Here is an 18,896-nt window from a genome sequence, read left to right on the forward strand (position 1 = left end):
CTTGCGCGAGGCCGGTCCGCCGTCTGCGACCCGCCCCCGGCCCGCGGCCGGGAGATGCTCCGCACTCGCCTATCCGGTCCGACCGGCACTACGCGTCCGGGGCGTGCCGGGGGAGGGAGATCAGCACGCGCAGACCGTGCGGCTGGTGGTGGGCGTAGGTGATGGTGGCGCCGCCCGCCGCCAGCAGCGCGTGCACGATGGACAGGCCGAGCCCGGACCCGGAGACGTTCTGGTGCCGGCCGGCCCGCCAGAATCGGTCGCCGATCCGCTCCAGCTCCTCGTCGGCCAGGCCGCGCCCGGTGTCGGCGGTCTCGATGGTGACCCGCTCCCCCTCGGCGGTGACGGTGATGGTCACCTCACCGCCGAAGGGCGTGAACTTGAGCGCGTTGTCGACCACGGCGTCCAGCGCGCTGGACAGCGCCACCGGGTCCGCCCAGCCGGTCACCGCACCGGCCCCCGCCTGCCGCAGCCCGACCCCGGCGCGGCCCGCCACCGGCCGCCAGGCGCCGATCCGCTCGCCGACCAGCGCGGCCACATCGGTCAGCCGGTTGTCGGCGGCGGAGTGCTCGGCCAGCGCCAGATCCAGCAGGTCGTCCAGCACCCGCGCCAGCCGCCTGCCCTCCGCCTGGACCGCGGCGAACTCCGCGCTGCCCTCCGGAAGCTCCAGGCCCATCAGCTCGATCCGCAGCAGCAGCGCGGCCAGCGGATTGCGCAGTTGGTGAGAGGCATCGGCGACGAACGCCCGCTGCTGTTCCAGGATCTCCTCGACGTGGTCGGCCATCTCGTTGAAGGAACGCGCCAGCCGCTTGAGTTCGGGCGGCCCGCCGCCGGGCGCCACCCGGGCGGTCATCCGGCCGGTGGCGATCTCGTGGGTGGCCCGGTCCAGCACCCGCACCGGGCGCAGGATCCAGCCGGTGAGCCGGTACGCGGCGGCCACCGCCAGCAGCAGGGCGGCGGCCAGCCCGTACCCGATGGGCAGCCAGCCGGACAGAATCCGCGAGCGCAGCGGCCCGGTCGGTGACTCGGTGACCACCACCGCGATGACGTCCCCGTCCCGGATCACCGGCGAGGCCACCACCAGGGTGCGGTCGCTGTCCCAGGGCCACACCTGCCCGGGGCCGCGGCTGCGGCGGCCGGCCAGCGCCTCGGCGAACGCGTCGTCGTCGCCCTCCGCGCGCGGCGCCGCCCAGCCGGCCGGGGCCACCGCCATGGGCTCCGCGTCCCGCTGGAAGACGCCGGCCTTGATCCCGTACACCTCGTGGTAGCGCTGCAACTCCTCCTGCAAGGTGCCCAGCGGATCGGCCGCCGCCGCGCCCTCGGGGGCCTGGCCGGCCGCGAACTGGGCGAGCGAGGCGAAGCGGGCGGTGTCATCGATCCGGTCGACGACGACGCGCTGCTGCTCGGTGCTGGCCTGGCTGGTGGCGAGCGGAACACCCAGTGCGAGCAGCACAGTGGCCAGCAGCACGGTGAGCAGCAGCAGAAGTCGCGAGCGCATGAGGGAGGTGAGGGGTAGGGGATGGGGGGCGGGGGGTGGGGGTCAGCGGGATGGCAGGGCCAGCCGGTAGCCGACGCCGCGCACCGTCTCGACGAGTTCGGGGCGGCGCAGCTTGGAGCGCAGGGAGGCGATGTGCACCTCCAGGGTGCGGCCGGTGCCCTCCCAGCTGGTCTGCCACACGTCGGAGATGATCTGTTCCCGGCGGAAGACCACCCCGGGCCGGTGGGCCAGCAGTGCCAGCAGGTCGAACTCCTTGCGGGTGAGGGCGATCCGCTCGCCGTCCACGGTGACCTGGCGGCTGGCGTGCTCCAGGGTGACCGGCCCCAGGGACAGCACGCCCGTGGGGCCCTCGACGCGCTCGGGCTCCTCGGCGGCCTTGCGCCGGCTGACCGCGTGGATGCGGGCCAGCAGTTCCCCGGTGTCGTACGGCTTGACCACGTAGTCGTCGGCGCCGATGTTGAGGCCGTGGATCCGGGAGCGTACGTCGGCGCGCGCGGTCACCATGATCACGGGGACGGAGGTCAGCCGGCGGATCCGGCCGCACACCTCGAAGCCGTCCACGTCGGGCAGGGTCAGATCGAGCAGGACGACGTCGAAGGTGCCGTTCCGCAGCCGGGTCAGGGCGTCCTCACCGGCCCGGGCGTGCGCCACCGAGATGCCGTGCCGGCCCAGCACCGCGATGAGGGCGGCGGCGACATGCTCGTCGTCCTCGACCAGGAGGAGTCTCATCCTGTTTCCGCCGCCTCCTGTCCCGGTTCCGTTGCCCTTAACCCCTACCTGCATCCATCACGCGCGCGGACTCCGAGTCAAGGGCCTTGGGAAGAGCTGCACTGTTCCGTTATCCGGAAAACGGGGAACGAATACCGAGAGCAACCAGGCGTCACAGTACGCATTTCACGCGATCGGATCGTGATGCTCAATTTCCGCTCAACTCTGCTGACGCTGCCACCCCCGATGGCTAGTGTCCCTGCAACCGACGAGGACGGAGCAACCCCACGATGAGCGAGACGTCGCTGACCAAGGAACCCGAGGACACGTCGCCCGCGACGGGAGACCTGGTCGTCCTGGACAGCGTGAACAAGCACTTCGGCGCGCTGCATGTGCTTCAGGACATCAACCTGACCATCAAGCGCGGCGAGGTCGTCGTCGTCATCGGTCCCTCCGGTTCCGGCAAGTCCACGCTGTGCCGCTCGATCAACCGGCTGGAGACGATCGACGCCGGCACGATCACCATCGACGGCGACCCCCTTCCGGAGGAGGGCCGCGACCTGGCCCGACTGCGCGCCGACGTGGGCATGGTCTTCCAGTCCTTCAATCTGTTCGCGCACAAGACCGTGCTGCAGAACGTGATGCTCGGCCCGATCAAGGTCCGCAAGCAGAACAAGGCCGAGGTCGAGACCCGGGCGCGGGCCCTGCTGGACCGGGTGGGCGTCGGCAACCAGGCCGACAAGTACCCGGCGCAGCTCTCCGGCGGCCAGCAGCAGCGCGTGGCCATCGCGCGGGCCCTGGCGATGCAGCCGAAGGTGATGCTCTTCGACGAGCCCACCTCCGCCCTGGACCCCGAGATGATCAACGAAGTCCTCGAAGTCATGCAGCAGCTGGCTGCCGAGGGCATGACCATGGTCGTCGTCACCCATGAGATGGGCTTCGCCCGCTCCGCCGCCAACCGCGTGGTGTTCATGGCGGACGGCCGGATCGTCGAAGAGGCCGACCCCCACCAGTTCTTCGACAACCCGCGCAGCGACCGGGCCAAGGACTTCCTGTCGAAGATCCTCGCCCACTGAGCCCGGCGCCCGCACGCAACTGATACGCACAGCACGTTCGACACCGAGGGAAGTACAAGCATGAAGCTCCGCAAGGCAAGCGCCCTGGCCGCCTCCGTTCTCGCCCTGACCCTCGCCGCGACCGCCTGCGGCTCCAACGACGACGACAACGGCAGCGGCGGCACTGGTAGTGGCAGCGGTGGGGGCAAGAGCGACAAGATCACCATCGGCATCAAGTTCGACCAGCCTGGCCTGGGCCTGAAGACGCCGGACGGCACCTTCGCCGGCTTCGACGTGGACGTGGCCACGTACATCGCGGGTGAGCTCGGGTACGCGCCGGAGGACATCGTCTTCGAGGAGTCTCCCAGCCCCGAGCGCGAGAACCTGCTCAAGCGCGGTGACGTCGACTTCATCGTGGCCACCTACTCCATCACGGACACCCGCAAAGAGACCGTCGACTTCGCCGGGCCGTACTTCGTTGCCCACCAGGACCTGCTGATCCGGTCCGACGAAGAGGTCACCAGCGAGTCGGACATCAACGAACTCACGCTGTGTTCGGTCACCGGCTCCACCTCGGCACAGAACGTCAAGGACCGCATCGCGCCGGACGCGCGACTGCACCCGTTCAACACCTACTCCGAGTGCCTGACCGGCCTGGAGAACGGCACCATCGACGCGCTGACCACGGATGACTCCATCCTGGCCGGTTACGCGGCGCAGGAGCAGAACGTCGGCAAGTTCAAGCTGGCCGGCCTGAACCTGAGCGACGAGTACTACGGCGTCGGCGTCCAGAAGGGCTCCGAACTGCGCGACGACATCAACGCCGCCATCCAGAAGATGGTCGACGAGGGCGCCTGGAACGCGGCCATCGAGAAGAACCTCGGTCCTGCCGGTTACGAGGCCGAGGCCGCCCCGGAGATCACGGAGACCAACTGAGCCCTCGGGCCACAGGCCCACGGCCAACGGAAGGGTGCGCCGCCACCGGCGAAGGGTGGCGGCGCACCGCCCCACCTTCTTCCCTCCTAGACTCCGCCGAGACTGCGAGTTTCCGTGTTCGAATTCCTTGATCTCGAACGGTATGACCTGTTCGGGGCCTTCTGGGTGACGGTGCAACTCACCTTCTGCTCAGCCCTCGGGTCCTTGATCTGGGGGACAGTGCTGGCCGCGATGCGCGTCAGCCCGGTCCCGATCATGCGTGCGTTCGGCACCGCGTATGTGCACCTGTTCCGCAACACCCCGCTGACTCTGATCATCCTGGCGTGCTCCCAGGGCCTGTACTTCACCCTCAAGTTCGACATGGGGACCGGCGGTGACCCCGAGCCACTCGGCTTCCGGCTCGCCGTGCTCGGCTTCACTGCCTACACCGCCACCTTCGTCTGCGAAGCGCTGCGCTCCGGCATCAACACCGTGCCCGTCGGACAGGCCGAGGCGGCCCGCGCCCTGGGACTGAGCTTCACCCAGGTCCTGCGCCTCGTCATCCTGCCCCAGGCATTCCGCTCCGTGGTCGCCCCGCTGGCCAATGTGTTGATCGCCCTGACCAAGAACACCACCATCGCCTCCGCCATCGGCGTGGCCGAAGCCGCCGCCCTGATGAAGGTGATGATCGAGAACGAGGCCCAACTGCTCCCCATCGCGGCGATCTTCGCCTTCGGGTTCGTCGTTCTCGTACTTCCGATGGGCCTGTTCCTGGGCTGGCTGAGCAAGCGCGTGGCGGTGAAACGATGACCAATCTTTCCGTTCTCTACGATGCCCCGGGCCCCCGCGCCCGCCGGCGGAACACTCTCCTGGCGGTCCTCTTCCTCGCCCTGCTCGCCCTCGGCGCCTGGTGGGTGTGGCGGGCGCTCGACGACAACGGCGAGCTGGAGTCCGCCAAGTGGACGCCCTTCACCGGCTCCCAGGCGTGGACCACCTACATCCTCCCCGGCCTCCAGGCCACCTTGACCGCAGCCGCCCTCGCCATGGTCATCGCCCTTCCGCTGGGCGCCATCCTGGGCATCGGCCGGCTCTCCGACCACTGGTGGATCAGCAAACCGGCCGGCGTCATCGTGGAGTTCTTCCGCGCCATCCCGGTCTTGCTGCTGATGCTGTTCGCCAACGAGGCATACGCCCTGTGGACGAACGTGGACCGCGCGGACCGGCCCATGTACGCGGTGGTCACCGGCCTGGTGCTCTACAACGCCTCCGTACTGGCCGAGGTCGTCAGGGCCGGCATCCTGTCCCTGCCCCGTGGGCAACGGGACGCCGCTCAGGCCATCGGCATGCGCAAGAGCCAGGCCATGAGCTACGTGCTGCTGCCGCAGGCCGTCACCGTGATGCTGCCGGCAATCGTCAGCCAGCTCGTCGTCATCGTCAAGGACACCGCGCTCGGTGGCGCGCTGCTCGGCTACAGCGAACTCATGCGCAGTGTTGGCCTGCTCAGCGCCAACTACGGCAACATCATCGCCAGCTTCATCGTCATCGCGCTGATCTACATCCTGGTGAACTTCCTGATCACCAGCTTCGCGAGCTGGCTGGAGGCCAAGCTGCGGCGCGGCAAGCGCAGCAGCTCCGGGGGCACCGTCACCGTCGACCAGGGCGCCCAGTTCGGCGACGGGGGCACGCTCGTCCGGGTGAAGCAGTCCGAACCCGAGGACGGCGGGAATCGGATCGCCTGATTCGGCCCCCGGCTGACTGGCTTGGCTCCAGGCCGACTTGACGCAAGAACAACCGCTGGGTTGCATACATGATGTGCTGCCCGTGATCATTGCCGGCGCGGGCCCGATCGGGCTCGCGCTGGCGCTTGCCCTGGCCGGGCACCGTGTCCCCACCATCGTCCTCGATGGTGCCGACGGCCCCCCGCCGCCACGCCTCGCCCGTACCTGTGTCCTCTTCCCCGACCTCGCCCACTGGGCCCGGCTGCCGGGTCTGCGCCGGGAGACGGCCGTCTGGACCGGCTGGCACACCCGGCAGCGAGGCCGCACGGTGGGGCAGACGCCCTTCACCGCCGGACAGGCGCCGTTCCATGTGCCGCAGCACGCCCTGGAAGGGGCACTGCGCGCGGCCGTCGCCGGCCAGGAGCTGATCCGGGTGCTGCCCAGCACCCGGGTCACGGCGGTGGAACAGAGCGACACCGAGGTCGTCGTCCGCAGTACCGAGCTGACCGAGCAGACGCTGCGCGGCAGTTATCTGGTCGGCTGCGACGGCGCACGTTCCACCGTGCGCAAGCTGCTGGGCATCAGCTTCCCCGGCCGCACCGCCGTCGAGCGCTACGCGGTGGCCGCGCTGCGCGCCGAGCTGCCGTGGCCCGGCGAGGCCGGGCTGCACCGGGGGGGTCCCGGCGGCGAGGTGACGGTACGGCCGCTGCCGGGTGACCGCTGGCGGCTGGATTGGCCGCTGCCCGACGAGGACGGCCTGATCACCCCGGACGCCATGCTGGAGCGGGTGCACTCCACCCTCGGCGGCTGGCACCGGGGCGAGTTGCCCCCGTACGAGTTGCTGGACGCCGGTGTCCAGGTCTGCCATCAGCGGCTGGCGCTGCGCTGGCGGTCCGGCCGGGTCTTTCTCGCCGGCGACGCCGCCCATCTCCTCGGTGCGCTGGGCACCCAGCAGATCGCCGAGGGGCTGCGGGATGTCGAGAATCTGTCGTGGAAACTGGCCGCCGCCTGTCATCGCGCGTCGGCCGAGGGCCTGCTGGACAGCTATGAGAGCGAACGTCGCACAGCCGTCGCCGACCGGCTGCGGGCGGTGGACCAGGCGCTGCCCCTGGTACGGGGCCGGCGTGGTCTGCTGGCCCGGCTGGTGCGCGGCCGGGGCAGGGGTCGGCTGCGACTGCTGACCGACGGTCACACCGGCCATGGCGCACTGGGCTCCCCCGGCCGCTATCCGGACTCGCCGCTGACCGTGGTCTCCCGCCGGGCCACCAGCGCCACCCCGCCCGGCGCGGCGGTGCTCGATGTGCCGGTGACCGCGCTGGACGGCACCCGCACCCGGCTGCGGCACTGTCTGGGTGGCCCGCTGCTGCTGATGCTGACCGCCCCGGGTTCGCGGGTGTGGGACGCCAAGCACTGGCTGTCGGCGGGCCTGATGCCGCAGCTGGCCGTGGCGGCCAGGGCGCTGCCGCTGCCCACCGAACTGCTGGTCACCGAGGGGTATCCGGGCGCCGCGGCGCACACCCTGCTGGTGATCCGCCCCGACGGGCATCTCGCGGGGACCCTGCCGGGCGCGGACCGGGAGGAGTTGCGGAGCTTCATAGCGCTCTGGCACACGGACACCCAAACCCCCACCGACGCCACGGCGCCCTGAGGCCCACCACCCCCAGCGCCGGCCCCCGGGGGCCGGCCCGCGCCGGGTCGTTCCACGCGCCCGCCGGCTCTCGGACAGCCAAGGCCCTCACCGACGCGGCCGGGTCCGATCCGCGTCGGCCCGGCTCGGGCCCCGATCCCGTCAGTCGTCCGCGCCGGGCGGCGGCCAGTGGCCGGGGGCGTCCCACTCCTCCGCCTCCGGTCCGCTCTCCCCTTCGGCCTCGGCTTCCAGGGCCTGCCGCACCACCCGCAGGGCCATGCCCTCCGGGTAGCCCTTGCGGGCCAGCATCCCGGCCAGCCGGCGCAGCCGCTTGTCCCGGTCCAGGCCCCGGGTGGCCCGCAGTTTGCGGGCCACCAGCTCCCGGGCGGTGGCTTCCTCCCGTTCGCTGTCCAGGGTGCCCACGGCCTCCTCGATGACGGCCGCGTCGACCCCTTTGGTGCGCAGCTCGCGGGCCAGTGCCCGGCGGGCCAGGCCGCGGCCGTGGTGCCGGGACTCCACCCAGGCGCCGGCGAACGCGGCGTCGTCGATGAACCGCAGCTCCTCGAAGCGGTCCAGCACCTCGCCGATCACCGGTTCGGGGATCTCCCGCTTGCGCAGCGCGTCCGCCAACTGCTGCCGGGTGCGCGGGGCCCCGGTGAGCAGCCGCAGGCAGATCGCCCGCGCCCGCTCCACCGGGTCCCCGGTGTCTTGCGATGCCCCCGCCCCGGCCCTCGACGAGGCGGGGGCATCGCTGTCTTCGGTACGCCGGGTCACCGTCAGCTCTTGGCCGGCGCCGCGGCAGCCGCGGTCTTGGCCGTCCTGGTGGCCTTGGCTGCCGGTGCGGGCACGGTCTTCGCCGCCGCGCCGGTGCCGGCGGTGGCCGTCCCGGCCGCCGCCCCCGCCTTCGCCTCGTCCTTGCCCGACTCGCCCTCCGGTGCGGCGCTCTTCGGCCCGATGCCCAGCTTCTCCTTGATCCGCCGCTCGATCTCATTGGCGAGATCGGGGTTGTCGCGCAGGAAGTTCCGGGAGTTCTCCTTGCCCTGCCCCAGCTGGTCGCCCTCGTAGGTGTACCAGGCACCGGACTTGCGGACGATGCCGTGCTCCACGCCCATGTCGAGCAGCCCGCCCTCGCGGCTGATGCCCATGCCGTACAGGATGTCGAACTCGGCCTGCTTGAACGGCGGGGCCACCTTGTTCTTGACCACCTTGACGCGGGTGCGGTTGCCCACCGCGTCGGTGCCGTCCTTGAGCGTCTCGATCCGCCGGATGTCCAGCCGCACCGAGGCGTAGAACTTCAGCGCCCGGCCACCGGTGGTGGTCTCCGGCGAGCCGAACATCACCCCGACCTTCTCCCGGAGCTGGTTGATGAAGATCGCGGTGGTCTTGGACTGGTGGAGCGCACCGGTGATCTTCCGCAGCGCCTGGCTCATCAGCCGGGCCTGGAGACCCACGTGCGAGTCACCCATCTCACCCTCGATCTCGGCGCGCGGCACCAGGGCGGCCACCGAGTCGATGACGATCAGGTCCAGCGCACCGGAGCGGATCAGCATGTCCACGATCTCCAGCGCCTGCTCGCCGTTGTCCGGCTGGGAGAGGATCAGCTGATCCACATCCACGCCGAGCCGCTTGGCGTACTCCGGGTCAAGCGCGTGCTCGGCGTCCACGAAGGCGACGGTGCCGCCCGCCTTCTGGGCATTGGCCACCGCGTGCAGCGTAAGAGTGGTCTTGCCGGACGACTCGGGGCCGTAGACCTCCACCACCCGGCCGCGCGGGAGACCGCCGACGCCCAGGGCCACGTCCAGGGCCGTGGAGCCGGTGGGGATGATCTCGATGGGCTCGTCAGGGCGCTCCCCCAGGCGCATCACCGCGCCCTTGCCGAACTGCCGTTCAATCTGTGCGAGAGCGGCGTCGAGCGCCTTCTCGCGGTCCGTACCTGCCATGGGAGCCACCCGGTCCGTCTGATTCGATCGCTTCACACTCACGGACGCTAGCGCCTGCCACTGACAATCGGCGCCGGCACCTGCCGGGGCACCGCTCCGCACCCCCATAAGAATGGATGTTCGATTTTTGTGTCAAGCGCCTGGCCCAGCCTGTGGGCAGCTCTCATTTCCGCAGTTCAGCGCAGGTGTGCGGGCACCTCGACCGCCGTGCAGACCCCCCGCCAGACATCTTTGGCCGCCCAGCCGGCGTCCAGTGCCTCGTGCACCGTCCGCCCGCCCAGCTCGGCCATCACATGGTCCCGGGCGAAGGACTCCGCGTAGGCGGGCCCGAAGCTCTCCCGCATCCGCGTCCAGAATTCCGTCAAACGCATGGTTCCAGTATCCCGCCCCGCCCGGCGGACCCACCCATGGCCCGCTCCCCGCCGTTTGTCAGTGCCCCGGTGCACGATGGTCGGGTGAGCACCTCCAGCGCCCTGCGCGGATTCTCCCCGGCCACCCGCGCGTGGTTCACCGGGGCCTTCTCCGCACCCACCGCCGCCCAGGAAGGAGCCTGGCGGGCGATCGCCGAGGAGTCCGACGCGCTGGTGGTCGCCCCCACCGGCTCCGGCAAGACCCTGGCCGCGTTCCTCGCCTCCCTCGACCGGCTGGCCGCCACCCCGCCACCCGCCGACCCCCTCAAGCGCTGCCGGGTGCTGTACATCTCCCCGCTCAAGGCCCTGGCCGTCGACGTCGAGCGGAATCTGCGCAGCCCGCTGACCGGCATCCGGCAGGAATCCGCCCGTCTGGGCCTGCCCGAGCCGGAGATCAAGGTCGGCATCCGCTCCGGCGACACCCCCGCCACCGAACGCCGCGCGCTGACCCGCCGCCCGCCCGACATCCTGATCACCACCCCCGAGTCGCTGTTCCTGATGCTCACCTCCGCCACCCGCGAGGCGCTCACCGGCGTGGAGACGGTGATCCTGGACGAGGTGCACGCCGTGGCCGGCACCAAGCGCGGCGCCCACCTCGCGCTCTCCCTGGAACGGCTGGACGCCCTGCTGGACCGCCCGGCCCGCCGCATCGGCCTGTCCGCCACCGTCCGCCCCGTCGACGAGGTGGCCCGCTTCCTGTCCCCGCGCCGCCGCGCCACCGTCGTCCAGCCGCCCAGCGGCAAGCGGTTCGAGCTGTCCGTGGTGGTGCCCGTCCCCGACCTGGGCGAGCTGGGCGGCTCCCCGGTCCCCGACGCCCCCGGCTCCGGCGAGAAGCCCTCCATCTGGCCCTCCGTCGAGGAGCGGATCGTCGACCTGGTGCGGGAGCACCGTTCCACCATCGTCTTCGCCAACTCCCGGCGGCTGGCCGAGCGGCTGTGCAACCGGATGAACGAGATCGCCCACGAGCGCGACACCGGCACCGCGCTCCCCGAGGAGCACTCCCCCGCCGACCTGATGGGCGGCTCCGGCGCCGCGAAGGGCGCACCCGCCGTGCTGGCCCGGGCGCACCACGGCTCGGTCTCCAAGGAGCAGCGCGCCCGCATCGAGGAGGACCTCAAGGCCGGCCGGCTGCCCGCCGTGGTGGCCACCTCCTCCCTGGAGCTGGGCATCGACATGGGCGCCGTCGACCTGGTCATCCAGGTGGAGTCCCCGCCCTCGGTGGCCTCCGGTCTGCAACGGGTGGGCCGCGCCGGGCACCAGGTGGGCGCGGTCTCCTCGGGCGTGGTCTTCCCCAAGTACCGGGGCGATCTCCTGCAATCCGCGGTGGTCACCGAGCGGATGCGGGCCGGCGCCATCGAGGCGCTGCGCATCCCCGCCAACCCGCTCGACGTACTGGCCCAGCAGTTGGTGGCGATGACCGCTCTGGACACCTGGGACGTGGACGAACTGCTGACCCTCGTGCGCGGCGCGGCCCCGTTCGCCGCGCTGCCCGAATCGGCCTTCCACGCGGTGCTCGACATGCTGGCCGGCCGCTACCCCTCGGACGCCTTCGCCGAGCTGCGCCCCCGCCTGGTGTGGGACCGGGTGGCGCACACCGTGACCGGCCGTCCCGGCGCCCAGCGGCTCGCGGTCACCTCCGGCGGCACCATCCCCGACCGCGGCCTGTTCGGGGTGTTCCTGGCCGGCTCCGATCCGCGCAAGGGCGGCGGCCGGGTCGGCGAGCTGGACGAGGAGATGGTGTACGAGTCGCGGGTCGGCGATGTCTTCACCCTCGGCACCACCTCCTGGCGGATCGAGGACATCACCCGGGACCGGGTGCTGGTCACCCCGGCGCCCGGGGTGCCGGGCCGGCTGCCGTTCTGGAAGGGCGACCAGCTGGGCCGCCCGCTGGAGCTGGGCCGGGCGCTGGGCGCGTTCGTCCGCGAGGTCGGCGCGCTGGAGCCGCCCGCCGCCCGGGAGCGGCTGGCGGCGGCCGGTCTCGACACCTGGGCGGTGGACAACCTCCTCGGCTACCTCGACGAACAGCGCACCGCCTGCGGGCACGTCCCGGACGATCGCACCATCGTGGTGGAGCGGTTCCGCGACGAGCTGGGCGACTGGCGGGTGGTGGTGCACTCCCCGTTCGGCGCCCAGGTGCACGCCCCCTGGGCCCTCGCGCTCGGTGCCCGGCTCACCGAACGCTTCGGCCTGGACGCCCAGGTACTGCACGCGGACGACGGCATCGTGCTGCGGCTGCCCGACATCGACCTGCTGGGCTTCGACCCCACCGGCGAGGCGCCCGACCCCGGCCTGGACCCGGCGCGCTACGCCGGCGACGACCAGTCCCCGCCGGTGACCGCCGCCGATGTGCTCTTCGAGGCCGGCGAGATCGACGACCTCGTCACCGAACAGGTCGGCGGCTCGGCGCTGTTCGCCGCCCGGTTCCGCGAGTGCGCGGCCCGCGCGCTGCTGCTGCCGCGCCGCGACCCGGGACGCCGCACCCCACTGTGGCAGCAGCGCCAGCGGGCCGCCCATCTGCTGTCGGTGGCCAGTGAGTTCGGCTCGTTCCCGATCGTCCTCGAAGCGGTAAGGGAATGCCTCCAGGACGTGTTCGACGTTCCCGGGCTCGCCGAACTCATGCGCGACATCGCCGGCCGCCGGGTGCGGCTGGTGGAGGTCACCACCCGCGAACCGTCCCCCTTCGCCCGCTCGCTGCTGTTCGGCTATGTGGCGCAGTATCTGTACGAGGGCGACTCCCCGCTGGCCGAGCGCCGCGCCGCCGCCCTGTCGCTGGACTCACGGCTGCTGTCCGAACTGCTCGGCAAGGCGGAGCTGCGCGAGCTGATCGATCCCAATGTGCTGGCCGAGCTGGAGCGCGAGCTGCGCTGGCTGACCCCGCAGCGACGGCTGAAGGACGCCGAGGCCGTCGCCGACGCACTGCGCGTACTGGGCCCGCTGACCGGCGCCGAGTTGACCGAGCGCGGCGCGGAAACCGACTGGGCCGAGCAGTTGGAGCGCGCCCGCCGCGCCCTGCGGGTGCGGATCGGCGGCCGGGAGCACTGGGTGGCGGTCGAGGACGCCGGGCGGCTGCGGGACGCTCTGGGGGCGGCGCTGCCGGTGGGGGTGCCCGAGGCGTTCACCGAGCCGGTGACCGATCCGCTGGGGGATCTGCTGGCCCGGCACGCCCGTACCCACGGCCCCTTCACCTCCGCGCACGCCGCAGAACGGTTCGGGCTCGGCACGGCGGTCGCCGACGGCGCGCTGCACCGGCTGGCGGCCGAGGGCAGGCTGGTGCAGGGCGAGTTCCATCCGCAGGGCCGCGGCCAGGAGTGGTGCGACGCCGGCGTGCTGCGCCGGCTGCGGCGCCGCTCGCTGGCCGTCCTGCGCCAGGAGCTGGAGCCGGTGCCGCCCACCGCGCTGGCCGCGTTCCTGCCCCGCTGGCAGCACGTCGGCGACCCGGCCGGCGGCGGCAGCGGCGGGCTGCGCGGCATCGACGGAGTGCTGCGCGCCGTGGAGCAGTTGCAGGGCGCGCCGGTGCCGGCCTCCGCGCTGGAACGGCTGGTGCTGCCGTCCCGGGTGCCCGGGTACGGCCCGCAGCTGCTCGATGAGCTGACCACCTCGGGCGAGGTGCTCTGGGCGGGCGCCGGGGCGCTGCCCGGCAAGGACGGCTGGGTGGCGCTGTATCCGGCCGACAGCGCCCCGCTGCTGCTGCCGCCCGCGCATCCGCTGGAGCTGACACCCGTGCACCAGGCGGTGCTGGCGGCCCTGGAGGGCGGCTACGGGCTGTTCTTCCGGCAGATCGCCGACCGGGTGCACGCCCAGCGGCCCGACGTACCCGAGGCGGCGCTGGCCGAGGCCGTGTGGGAGCTGGCCTGGTCCGGCCGGCTGACGAACGACTCGCTCGCCCCGCTGCGGGCGCTGCTGGGCTCCGGCCGCACCGCCGGGTCCACCGCGCACCGGGCCCGGCGCGGCACCCCGCGCGGCCGGTACGGCTCGCTGGCCCCGGCCGCGGGTCCCGGCGGTCGCCGGGCGCCGGCCTCCCGCGGGGGGCCGCCCACGGTGGCGGGCCGCTGGTCGCTGCTGCCGCACCCGGAGAGCGATCCGACGGTGCGCGCCCACGCCCTGGCCCGTACGCTGCTGGACCGGCACGGGGTGGTGACCCGGGGCGCGGTCGCCGCCGAGGGGGTGACGGGCGGTTTCGCCGCCGCCTACCGGGTGCTGTCGGTGTTCGAGGAGAGCGGCCAGGCGCGGCGTGGCTATGTGGTGGAGGGGCTGGGCGCCGCGCAGTTCGCGATGGAGGGCGCCGTGGACCGGCTGCGGGCGATCGCCGCGTCCGCAGAGCAGCGCACCGGCCCGGACGCAGCGGCCCGGGCGGTGGTGCTGGCCGCCGCCGATCCGGCGAACGCGTACGGCGCGGCGCTGCCCTGGCCCGAGCCGCCCCAGGGCGCCGGCCACAAACCGGGCCGCAAGGCGGGGGCGCTGGTGGTAGTGGTCGACGGTGCCCTGGTGTGCTACCTGGAGCGCGGCGGGCGCAGCCTGCTCGCCTGGCAGGACGGGGCGGGTACGGAGCCGCTGCGGACGGCGGCCGGGGCGCTGGCGGCGGCGGCCGGGCGGGGCTCGCTGGGCACCATCACGGTGGAGCGGATCAATGGCACGGCCGCGCTGTCGGACCCCGAATGGGTGCGGCTGCTGGAGGAGGCGGGCTTCCACGCGACCCCGCGCGGACTGCGGCTGCGCGGCTGATCGCGGATCGCGGATCGCGGATCGCGGATCGCCAGGGACCGTACTCCCTGCGCTCCGGCCCGCAAAGACCGACCGGGAAGGGCCCTGACGGCTCTCCCCGGCGGTGTGGTGCCTGTGTGCTCAGGCCGCTACGACGTCCACGGCCTCGGCCGACGCCTTGATCGTCACATGCTCCTCCGGACGGTGCGTGACCGAGGTCACGCGGACCGGGTTGAGCATCGGGCGCATCGGGGCCGGCACCGCGTCGCTCGCGGCGGACGCGGCCAGCTCGGCGAGCGCCAGCTCGTCGCTGACCTCCCGCATCAGCTCCGACATCCGCAGCTCAAGAGCGTCGCAGATGGCGGCCAGCAGCTCCGAGGACGCTTCCTTCTGCCCGCGCTCCACCTCGGAGAGATATCCGAGCGAGACCCGGGCTGACGAGGACACTTCGCGCAGAGTGCGGCCCTGTCGTTGGCGCTGCCGACGCAGCACGTCACCCAGTAGGCGACGGAGCAGAATCATCGGTGGCTCCCTCCTCGGACCGTTGGCCTCGCTTGCTTCATGCCCCACCGTACCGCCTCGGACTCCACCCGTGCGGGGAGCGATGTCTTGTTCACTCAGGGCTGCAAACATCCATCCTCTCCGTTCTGTTCCGTATTCTGCCCCGCTCTCGGGGCGGTATGGACGAGTTCTTCCCGCAGCAGAGCGAGCACCGCGCGTACGCTGCCGGCCCGGATCGTGGCGCGGTCCCCGCTCAGCCGGATCCGCTGAGCGACGACTCCCCCGGATCCGGGCGCCGAAACCGCGACATAGACGGTGCCCACCGGCTGACCGTCCTGCGGCTCCGGCCCCGCCACCCCCGTAGTGGCCACGCCCCAGTCGGCGCCGAGCCGCTCGCGCACCCCGGTGGCCAGCTGCCGGGCGACCTCCGCGTCCACGGCGCCGCGCTCCGCCAGCAGCGCGCCGTCCACCCCCAGCACCTCGCGCTTCACGTCGGTCGCGTACGCGGTGACCGAACCCCGGAAGACCCTGGAGGCCCCGGGGATGTCGGTGAGGGCCGCGGCCACCAGACCGCCGGTGAGCGACTCGGCCACCGCCAGGGTCGCTCCGCGCGCGGCCAGCAGGGTCAGTACCTGGGCCGCGGGGTTCCCCGCCGTGCCGTCGTCACTCACCGCTCGCTCTCCTCCCGCTCCGCCGCCGCTGCCGCTGCCGCTGTCCGCCGTGTCCGCCGCTCCCGGGCCAGCCCGGCCCGGCGCAGCACGATCGCCTGCCGTATGTAGTCGAGCCCGGTGCCGACGGTGAGCAGCACCGCCGCCGCCATCACCCACCAGCGAGCGGTGGCCAGCAGCCCGGGCAGCACCAGGATGTACATGCCCACCGCGACCCCCTGGGCGAGGGTTTTCAGCTTTCCGCCCCGGCTGGCGGGGATCACTCCGTGCCGGATGACCCAGAACCGCAGCGCGGTGATGCCCAGCTCGCGGGCGAGGATCACCGCGGTCACCCACCAGGGCAGCTCGGCCAGCAGCGACAGGCAGATCAGCGCGGCGCCCATGATCGCCTTGTCGGCGATCGGGTCGGCGATCTTGCCGAAGTCGGTGACCAGGTTGTACCGCCGGGCCAGCTCCCCGTCGAACAGGTCGGTGATCATGGCGATGGTGAACGCCGCCCAGGCCCAGGCCCGCCAGACCGGGTCGTGACCGCCGTCGACCAGCATGAGCAGCACGAAACCGGGTACCAGCAGCAGCCGGATCATGGTCAGCACATTGGCGATGTTCCACAGCCCGGGCCCGGCCGCCGTCGCCCCGGCCGCGGCCCGCCCGCCCGCCGGTCCTCCCTTGCCGGCCGCCGCGGCCGGCACATTGGTCATCTGTCCGCCCCGGCCCGCGCCGCGACGGCGGCGGTACGCGGCTCGGCCAGCAGATCCACTCCCTCGGCGCCGGTGATCTCGGTGTCGATGAACTCCCCGACCACCGGCACCACGGCGTGGGGGCCCCCGGTGATCAGCATCTGTCCATCGGTCTCGGGCGCCTGGTGGGCGGCGCGGCCGATCGCGATCACCCCGTCCTCGGCGCCGTCCTCGGCCGCGACCGACTCGATCAGCACCCGGGCCGGCTCCCCGATCCGGTCCTCGGCGCGCTGCGCGGTCAGCTGTTCGGCCAGCTGGGTGATGCGCTCCAGCCGCTCGGCGATCACTTCCGGAGCGTTCTTGTGCTCGTACGTGGCGGCCTCGGTGCCGTCCTCGTCCGAATAGCCAAAGACACCGATCGCGTCCAGATCCGCGCCGATCAGGAAGCGTTCAAGCTCGGCCAGGTCGGCTTCCGTCTCACCGGGGAAGCCCACGATGAAGTTCGAGCGCACCCCGGCCAGCGGCGCCTTGCCCCGGATGGTGGCCAGCAGCTCCAGGAAACGGTCGGTGTCCCCGAACCGCCGCATCGCGCGCAGCACCGCGGGCGCCGAGTGCTGGAAGGACAGATCGAAGTACGGGGCGACCTTCTCGGTGCCGGTCAGCACGTCGATCAGCCCGGGCCGCATCTCGGCGGGCTGGAGATAGCTGACCCGGATCCGCTCCAGACCGTCCACGGCGGCGAGTTCGGGCAGCAGGGTCTCCAGCAGCCGGATGTCACCGAGGTCCTTGCCGTAGGAGGTGTTGTTCTCGGAGACCAGCATGATCTCCTTGACGCCCTCCCCGGCCAGCCAGCGCGCCTCGCCGAGCACATCGGAGGGCCGCCGGGAGATGAACGAGCCCCGGAAGGACGGAATCGCGCAGAACGAGCACCGCCGGTCGCACCCGGAGGCCAGCTTGACCGAGGCCACCGGGCCGTCTCCCAGCCGGCGGCGCAGCGGCGCCCGCGGCCCGGAGGCCGGCGCCACCCCCGCCGGCAGGTCCGCCGGAACGCTCTCCCCGTGTCCGGGCAGCGCCACCTCGGCGCCCTGCCGCTCCACCGGGCTGATCGGCAGCAGCTTGCGCCGGTCCCGGGGGGCGTGCGCCACATGGCCGCCGCCGGACAGGATGGAGCCCAGCCGTTCGGAGATGTCCGCGTAGTCGTCGAAGCCGAGCACCCCGTCCGCCTCGGGAAGGGCCTCGGCCAGTTCCTTGCCGTACCGCTCGGCCATGCAGCCGACCGCGACCACCGCCTGAGTACGGCCCCGCCCCTCGCCGGCCGACGCCTTCAGATCGCTGGCCTCCAGCAGGGCGTCCACCGAGTCCTTCTTGGCGGCCTCGACGAATCCGCAGGTGTTGACCACGGCCACATCCGCGTCCGCCGCGTCCTCGACCAGGTCCCAGCCGTCTGCGGCCAGCCGCCCCGCCAGCTCTTCGGAATCCACCTCATTACGGGCGCATCCAAGGGTGACCAGGGCAACGGTACGGCGATCGGGCATGGCCTCAGCCTACTTCGTCCCCACCGGGCCACCCGCCCCCGGCCCGGCAACAGCCCCCGCCGCACGGTCGTGCGACCGCGCGAGGGGTCGCTCAGCCTTCTTCGGGGTCGCCCTTGGTGTACGTGAGCCGCTGCACCTGGCCCATGTCCCCGACGCTGTCGAGGGGCTTGCCGTTCACATGCAGCCGCACGGCGCCGGCGTTGCCCAGCACCAGATCGATCTGGTCGTCGTCCACGAAGGTCTGGGAGTCGCCGTCGTTCAGCACCCCCTCGAACAGCAGCCGGCCGCTGCTGTCCTTCGCGGAGATCCAGCTCGACCCGCCCTCCACGCTGGCCATCACCGTGACCTTGTCGGCCGGCACCCCGGCCACCGCCTCGTCGGACGGATCCGGCTCCGGCTCGACGGGCGGATCCGGCTCGTGCCCCTGCTCCGCGCCCTCCGCCTCGCCCTCGGCGGTCGGCGAGGGCGACGGGCTCTCCTTCGCCACCGGGCCGCCCGGCGAGGTGCCGCCGCCGCTGAGGAAGGTGAAGCCGACGAAGGCGATCACCGCGACGATCGCGGCGACCATGGCGGCCGTCCAGTTGGGGCGCCGCGGCTCGGGCCGGATGCGCTCCGCCTCGAAGACCGGCGCGGTCGGCGCGGGCAGCGGCGCGCTGCCCTCCTGCTCCGAGTACAGCGCGATCACCTCGGCCGGGTCGAGCCCGACCGCCCGCGCGATCATCCGGATGTGCCCGCGCGCGTAGACGTCACCGCCGCAGCGGGAGAAATCGTCCGCTTCGATGGCATGGATGATCGGAGCCCGCACCCGAGTGGCGGTACTGACCTCATCAACGGTCAGCCGCGCATCGATCCGGGCCTGCTGAAGAGTGCGACCGACGGAAGGCCGGTCCTTGGCGAGGGAATTGCCGTTGGACACGGGCGGGCCTTTCGAGCGTGAACCGCGTGC

General features: G+C 72.4%; 15 protein-coding genes and 1 pseudogene. 6 read left to right on the forward strand and 10 right to left on the reverse strand.

Annotated features, from left to right (window positions below; genetic code table 11):
- Nucleotides 1–88 precede the first annotated feature (88 nt).
- The gene (locus tag AC5WRL_RS22345) at nucleotides 89–1,495 is read right to left on the reverse strand and encodes a sensor histidine kinase (RefSeq protein ID WP_496090418.1); all 1,407 of its coding nucleotides are present in this window, start codon (nucleotides 1,493–1,495) and stop codon (nucleotides 89–91) included.
- Between the two features lie 42 nt (nucleotides 1,496–1,537).
- Nucleotides 1,538–2,224 carry a response regulator transcription factor gene (locus AC5WRL_RS22350; RefSeq protein ID WP_496090419.1) on the reverse strand — a complete coding sequence of 229 codons (687 nt, stop codon included), beginning with the start codon at nucleotides 2,222–2,224 and terminating at the stop codon, nucleotides 1,538–1,540.
- A gap of 269 nt (nucleotides 2,225–2,493) precedes the next feature.
- Here AC5WRL_RS22350 and AC5WRL_RS22355 point away from each other — a divergent pair, with 269 nt between their 5' ends.
- The 5 genes from AC5WRL_RS22355 to AC5WRL_RS22375 all read left to right on the forward strand — a co-directional run bounded on the left by AC5WRL_RS22355 (nucleotide 2,494) and on the right by AC5WRL_RS22375 (nucleotide 7,539).
- A complete protein-coding gene (locus tag AC5WRL_RS22355; protein WP_496090420.1) occupies nucleotides 2,494–3,279 on the forward strand; it encodes an amino acid ABC transporter ATP-binding protein in 786 nt (261 codons plus the stop codon).
- 60 nt (nucleotides 3,280–3,339) lie between these two features.
- The gene (locus AC5WRL_RS22360; protein WP_496090421.1) at nucleotides 3,340–4,194 is read left to right on the forward strand and encodes a glutamate ABC transporter substrate-binding protein; all 855 of its coding nucleotides are present in this window, start codon (nucleotides 3,340–3,342) and stop codon (nucleotides 4,192–4,194) included.
- A 114-nt stretch (nucleotides 4,195–4,308) separates the two neighbouring features.
- Nucleotides 4,309–4,983: an amino acid ABC transporter permease gene (locus AC5WRL_RS22365; protein WP_496090422.1), complete on the forward strand. Its 675-nt coding sequence runs from the start codon at nucleotides 4,309–4,311 to the stop codon at nucleotides 4,981–4,983.
- A complete protein-coding gene (locus AC5WRL_RS22370) occupies nucleotides 4,980–5,912 on the forward strand; it encodes an amino acid ABC transporter permease (RefSeq protein ID WP_496090423.1) in 933 nt (310 codons plus the stop codon). Before AC5WRL_RS22365 ends, AC5WRL_RS22370 begins: the two co-directional genes overlap by 4 nt.
- An 82-nt stretch (nucleotides 5,913–5,994) precedes the next feature.
- The gene (locus tag AC5WRL_RS22375) at nucleotides 5,995–7,539 is read left to right on the forward strand and encodes an FAD-dependent monooxygenase (protein ID WP_496090424.1); all 1,545 of its coding nucleotides are present in this window, start codon (nucleotides 5,995–5,997) and stop codon (nucleotides 7,537–7,539) included.
- A 141-nt stretch (nucleotides 7,540–7,680) separates the two neighbouring features.
- Here the strand turns inward: AC5WRL_RS22375 and recX are convergent.
- From recX to AC5WRL_RS22390, 3 genes and pseudogenes are all read right to left on the reverse strand, one after another.
- A pseudogene (gene recX / locus AC5WRL_RS22380) lies at nucleotides 7,681–8,388 on the reverse strand (recombination regulator RecX); the annotation flags it as partial.
- Nucleotides 8,295–9,458 (reverse strand): recombinase RecA, encoded by a 1,164-nt coding sequence (gene recA, locus AC5WRL_RS22385; RefSeq protein ID WP_496090425.1) that lies wholly within the window; start codon nucleotides 9,456–9,458, stop codon nucleotides 8,295–8,297. The gene recA and the pseudogene recX, both read right to left, overlap by 94 nt.
- Before the next feature lie 176 nt (nucleotides 9,459–9,634).
- Nucleotides 9,635–9,829 (reverse strand): DUF3046 domain-containing protein, encoded by a 195-nt coding sequence (locus tag AC5WRL_RS22390; RefSeq protein ID WP_496090426.1) that lies wholly within the window; start codon nucleotides 9,827–9,829, stop codon nucleotides 9,635–9,637.
- A 36-nt stretch (nucleotides 9,830–9,865) separates the two neighbouring features.
- On the opposite strand from AC5WRL_RS22390, the gene AC5WRL_RS22395 reads away from it, so the two are divergent.
- Entirely contained in the window at nucleotides 9,866–14,590 is a 4,725-nt protein-coding gene (locus AC5WRL_RS22395; RefSeq protein ID WP_496090427.1) for an ATP-dependent helicase, read from the forward strand.
- 120 nt (nucleotides 14,591–14,710) lie between these two features.
- Here the strand turns inward: AC5WRL_RS22395 and AC5WRL_RS22400 are convergent, their stop codons facing one another.
- The 5 genes from AC5WRL_RS22400 to AC5WRL_RS22420 all read right to left on the reverse strand — a co-directional run bounded on the left by AC5WRL_RS22400 (nucleotide 14,711) and on the right by AC5WRL_RS22420 (nucleotide 18,866).
- The gene (locus tag AC5WRL_RS22400) at nucleotides 14,711–15,091 is read right to left on the reverse strand and encodes a helix-turn-helix domain-containing protein (RefSeq protein ID WP_496090428.1); all 381 of its coding nucleotides are present in this window, start codon (nucleotides 15,089–15,091) and stop codon (nucleotides 14,711–14,713) included.
- Nucleotides 15,092–15,186: 95 nt separating this feature from the next.
- Complete coding sequence (locus AC5WRL_RS22405) at nucleotides 15,187–15,741, reverse strand: CinA family protein (protein WP_496090429.1); 555 nt, start codon at nucleotides 15,739–15,741, stop codon at nucleotides 15,187–15,189.
- Nucleotides 15,738–16,436 (reverse strand): CDP-diacylglycerol--glycerol-3-phosphate 3-phosphatidyltransferase, encoded by a 699-nt coding sequence (gene pgsA / locus AC5WRL_RS22410; protein WP_496090430.1) that lies wholly within the window; start codon nucleotides 16,434–16,436, stop codon nucleotides 15,738–15,740. The genes AC5WRL_RS22405 and pgsA overlap by 4 nt, the downstream gene beginning before the upstream one ends.
- The gene (gene rimO, locus AC5WRL_RS22415; protein WP_496090431.1) at nucleotides 16,433–17,950 is read right to left on the reverse strand and encodes a 30S ribosomal protein S12 methylthiotransferase RimO; all 1,518 of its coding nucleotides are present in this window, start codon (nucleotides 17,948–17,950) and stop codon (nucleotides 16,433–16,435) included. Before rimO ends, pgsA begins: the two co-directional genes overlap by 4 nt.
- A gap of 91 nt (nucleotides 17,951–18,041) precedes the next feature.
- Nucleotides 18,042–18,866 carry a helix-turn-helix domain-containing protein gene (locus AC5WRL_RS22420; RefSeq protein ID WP_496090432.1) on the reverse strand — a complete coding sequence of 275 codons (825 nt, stop codon included), beginning with the start codon at nucleotides 18,864–18,866 and terminating at the stop codon, nucleotides 18,042–18,044.
- Between the last annotated feature and the right edge of the window lie 30 nt (nucleotides 18,867–18,896).

Source organism: Streptomyces sp. NTD107, assembly GCF_059510435.1.

What these genes read in the sequence shown, in the direction of transcription:
- AC5WRL_RS22400 (WP_496090428.1), bottom strand. Translation starts at nt 15,091, where the DNA reads ATGATTCTGCTCCGTCGCCTACTGGGTGACGTGCTGCGTCGGCAGCGC.
- AC5WRL_RS22345 (WP_496090418.1), bottom strand. Translation starts at nt 1,495, where the DNA reads ATGCGCTCGCGACTTCTGCTGCTGCTCACCGTGCTGCTGGCCACTGTG.
- AC5WRL_RS22350 (WP_496090419.1), bottom strand. Translation starts at nt 2,224, where the DNA reads ATGAGACTCCTCCTGGTCGAGGACGACGAGCATGTCGCCGCCGCCCTC.
- AC5WRL_RS22370 (WP_496090423.1), top strand. Translation starts at nt 4,980, where the DNA reads ATGACCAATCTTTCCGTTCTCTACGATGCCCCGGGCCCCCGCGCCCGC.
- rimO (WP_496090431.1), bottom strand. Translation starts at nt 17,950, where the DNA reads ATGCCCGATCGCCGTACCGTTGCCCTGGTCACCCTTGGATGCGCCCGT.
- pgsA (WP_496090430.1), bottom strand. Translation starts at nt 16,436, where the DNA reads ATGACCAATGTGCCGGCCGCGGCGGCCGGCAAGGGAGGACCGGCGGGC.
- AC5WRL_RS22390 (WP_496090426.1), bottom strand. Translation starts at nt 9,829, where the DNA reads ATGCGTTTGACGGAATTCTGGACGCGGATGCGGGAGAGCTTCGGGCCC.
- recA (WP_496090425.1), bottom strand. Translation starts at nt 9,458, where the DNA reads ATGGCAGGTACGGACCGCGAGAAGGCGCTCGACGCCGCTCTCGCACAG.
- AC5WRL_RS22395 (WP_496090427.1), top strand. Translation starts at nt 9,866, where the DNA reads ATGGCCCGCTCCCCGCCGTTTGTCAGTGCCCCGGTGCACGATGGTCGG.
- AC5WRL_RS22360 (WP_496090421.1), top strand. Translation starts at nt 3,340, where the DNA reads ATGAAGCTCCGCAAGGCAAGCGCCCTGGCCGCCTCCGTTCTCGCCCTG.
- AC5WRL_RS22355 (WP_496090420.1), top strand. Translation starts at nt 2,494, where the DNA reads ATGAGCGAGACGTCGCTGACCAAGGAACCCGAGGACACGTCGCCCGCG.